We start from the raw sequence: 2,016 nt of genomic DNA, 5'->3' as shown, positions 1-2,016 counted from the left end.
GGTTTCCAGGCGTTTGACTTCGCGCTGCAAGTCGCCGATTTGGCGGATAAATGCGGTAACTTCCGCTTTGTCTTGTGCCGCTTCGATCGCGGGCTGTTTGATTCGGGTTTTAGCCATTTTCTTTTCCTTTCGGGTTGGGTTTAACATTTCGGCTTGCTCAAGCCTTGTTCGCGTTCGCGCTGGGCAAGTGCCTCAACTTTCGCGCGGTGTCTCAAAATCTGCTCGGTGGCGGTTTCAGCCGAAGGCGGTATAAGTGACTTGTCTCTTAACACCTCTTTAATTACGCCCTGTATGCGGCTTAAAGCCGATTTTCCCTTCGCTTTTCCCTCTTCCGTGAGGTGGTAATGGTGTTCCAGCTTCAACGGCTCCGGCGGTGGAGGCAGCTTGTCTAAAAAGTCTTTCGGACTCGGCCAGCGGTTGGTCTCATTCGCCAGCACCATAAAGGCCGTCTGAAAGCGCGATACATCTCGCGCTTCGTCCCACGCCCGGCCGTGCGCCAATACACGGCTCCATGTTTGCGCAGTCGCGGCCACAGTATCGGCAGCCGGCGAACCGCTCAGACGCAGGGTCAAAAGCATGGTCAGGCCGTCGATCATGGCGTTATGCAGTTGGGTAGGTAGTTCTTTCATTTCTTCAGTCCTTGCAGCGATGCGGCTGCGGTCAAGGTTTGGCTGGGGTTGGCCGGTAGTGTGGCGCGGCGGTTGGGTTGGTTTGTCTGATTCCCTGCGCTTGGCTGGCCAACCCAGCCCGCAAGGATTTCATACAGGTAGCCGTGCGACTTCAGCGGCGTTTTCAGACGGCCTTGGTCGCGTGCATTGACCGTCTCGTTAAAGCCATGAATCCAAGCCTCGGCAGGTGCGGGGAAACAAACCCCGTCGCGTGCCGCCTCCTGCGCCTTAATCATCGGCAGCAACTCATTCAGCAGTTTTGCGGTACGCGCCCAAGAGAGCTGGGACTTGGCGGGGCGGAACAAACCGATATACCGTATCGCCGCCTTGCCCAATTCCACATCCATCTCCAACACAGCCTTTAATACCGCTGATGCGTCTGCGTCATTGATTAAGCTGTCCAGGCTATGCACCGCCCCGCAGTTCGGGCATTTGATGTTCATGACTCGCTCTCCCATAATGTTCGACGTTCAACCGTCTTAACGGTCTTGACGGCTTTCCGTTCCCATCTTCCGCAGTGGCGGCATTTGCGTGATTGTTTATTGGCATAAATCCATTTGTGATGCCATTCAGTTAATGCACACCCTCCGATACGTTCGTATTCGTCCCATTTGACTTCGGTAACCACCTCTGTTTCAGGGGTTTTCACAAAACAAAATGTCTCAACTTTTTCGGAGCTGTAATAAATCCTGCTGCCAATAAAGTCTCCAAGACCGTCTTCAATAAACCAGCCGATATACCAGCCGAACCCATCTTTAAACTTAACAATTCGCGGATAAGCTCCCGAAGCTTCAAGCAGTTTGGATTTTTTCTTCAAAAATCGGAAAATATAGCCAATGTATTTAGGGTCTTTTTTAGGGTTGTATTGCTCAATGTCCATCACACTTCCTCCCATAAAGTTATCGCCCGAGCCAAAGTTTCCGCCTCGGCAGTCTTCCACATCCCGTCCGGCGACCGCGCAGCAATCACAAATCCCTCGCCGTCCTTCTTCATCAACATCAGCTCGCCACGGTCTTCGATCCATTCTGCAATTTCTTTTTGATTCATTTCTTAAATCCTTTTAAATCAATACCTTATATTTTCAACAAGGCAAAAAAATATAGAGCAACATCAACGGCTTACCGTTTTAATTGTCGTCATACCCGTCATGGCCTTCACCTATCATGTGCAACACGACGATTCGGGCCAGCATTTCAAGCCAAATCCCCAGCAACACCAACACAGCCAATCCGACAACAAACCAAATCATTTTTTCTCCTCCTTCTTCTCGGCAGGCCGTCTGAAACGCGCCTGATATTCCTCAATTTCGCGCTCTCTGTTTTTTTGCGCCATTCGCGCCGTCGCACGC

General features: G+C 51.4%; 5 protein-coding genes and 1 pseudogene. All 6 read right to left on the bottom strand.

The annotated features are described in order from the left end of the window. A pseudogene (locus HMPREF2696_RS11810) lies at positions 1 to 117 on the bottom strand (host-nuclease inhibitor protein Gam); the annotation flags it as partial. A 23-nt stretch (positions 118 to 140) separates the two neighbouring features. After that, on the bottom strand, positions 141 to 629 hold the full coding sequence (locus HMPREF2696_RS06650) for a hypothetical protein (protein WP_049336428.1): 489 nt from the start codon (positions 627 to 629) through the stop codon (positions 141 to 143). Further along, a complete protein-coding gene (locus tag HMPREF2696_RS06645) occupies positions 626 to 1,111 on the bottom strand; it encodes a hypothetical protein (protein ID WP_070588171.1) in 486 nt (161 codons plus the stop codon). The genes HMPREF2696_RS06650 and HMPREF2696_RS06645 overlap by 4 nt, the downstream gene beginning before the upstream one ends. Next, the gene (locus HMPREF2696_RS06640) at positions 1,108 to 1,548 is read right to left on the bottom strand and encodes a hypothetical protein (RefSeq protein WP_049343886.1); all 441 of its coding nucleotides are present in this window, start codon (positions 1,546 to 1,548) and stop codon (positions 1,108 to 1,110) included. Before HMPREF2696_RS06640 ends, HMPREF2696_RS06645 begins: the two co-directional genes overlap by 4 nt. Continuing rightward, positions 1,548 to 1,715: a hypothetical protein gene (locus HMPREF2696_RS11615; RefSeq protein WP_168162677.1), complete on the bottom strand. Its 168-nt coding sequence runs from the start codon at positions 1,713 to 1,715 to the stop codon at positions 1,548 to 1,550. The genes HMPREF2696_RS06640 and HMPREF2696_RS11615 overlap by 1 nt, the downstream gene beginning before the upstream one ends. 79 nt (positions 1,716 to 1,794) lie before the next feature. After that, entirely contained in the window at positions 1,795 to 1,917 is a 123-nt protein-coding gene (locus HMPREF2696_RS11920) for a hypothetical protein (protein ID WP_256388733.1), read from the bottom strand. Positions 1,918 to 2,016 lie beyond the last annotated feature (99 nt).

The organism is Neisseria sp. HMSC058F07, from assembly GCF_001810035.1.
Lineage (GTDB): Bacteria > Pseudomonadota > Gammaproteobacteria > Burkholderiales > Neisseriaceae > Neisseria > Neisseria perflava.
Note: the sequence above shows the minus strand (reverse complement) of the source record. Positions and strands in the feature narration are given on the sequence as shown.

Bases quoted from the DNA above. Each gene is read 5' to 3' on its own strand.
- HMPREF2696_RS06650 (WP_049336428.1), bottom strand. From the start codon at position 629: ATGAAAGAACTACCTACCCAACTGCATAACGCCATGATCGACGGCCTG.
- HMPREF2696_RS11920 (WP_256388733.1), bottom strand. From the start codon at position 1,917: ATGATTTGGTTTGTTGTCGGATTGGCTGTGTTGGTGTTGCTGGGGATT.
- HMPREF2696_RS11615 (WP_168162677.1), bottom strand. From the start codon at position 1,715: ATGAATCAAAAAGAAATTGCAGAATGGATCGAAGACCGTGGCGAGCTG.
- HMPREF2696_RS06640 (WP_049343886.1), bottom strand. From the start codon at position 1,548: ATGGACATTGAGCAATACAACCCTAAAAAAGACCCTAAATACATTGGC.
- HMPREF2696_RS06645 (WP_070588171.1), bottom strand. From the start codon at position 1,111: ATGAACATCAAATGCCCGAACTGCGGGGCGGTGCATAGCCTGGACAGC.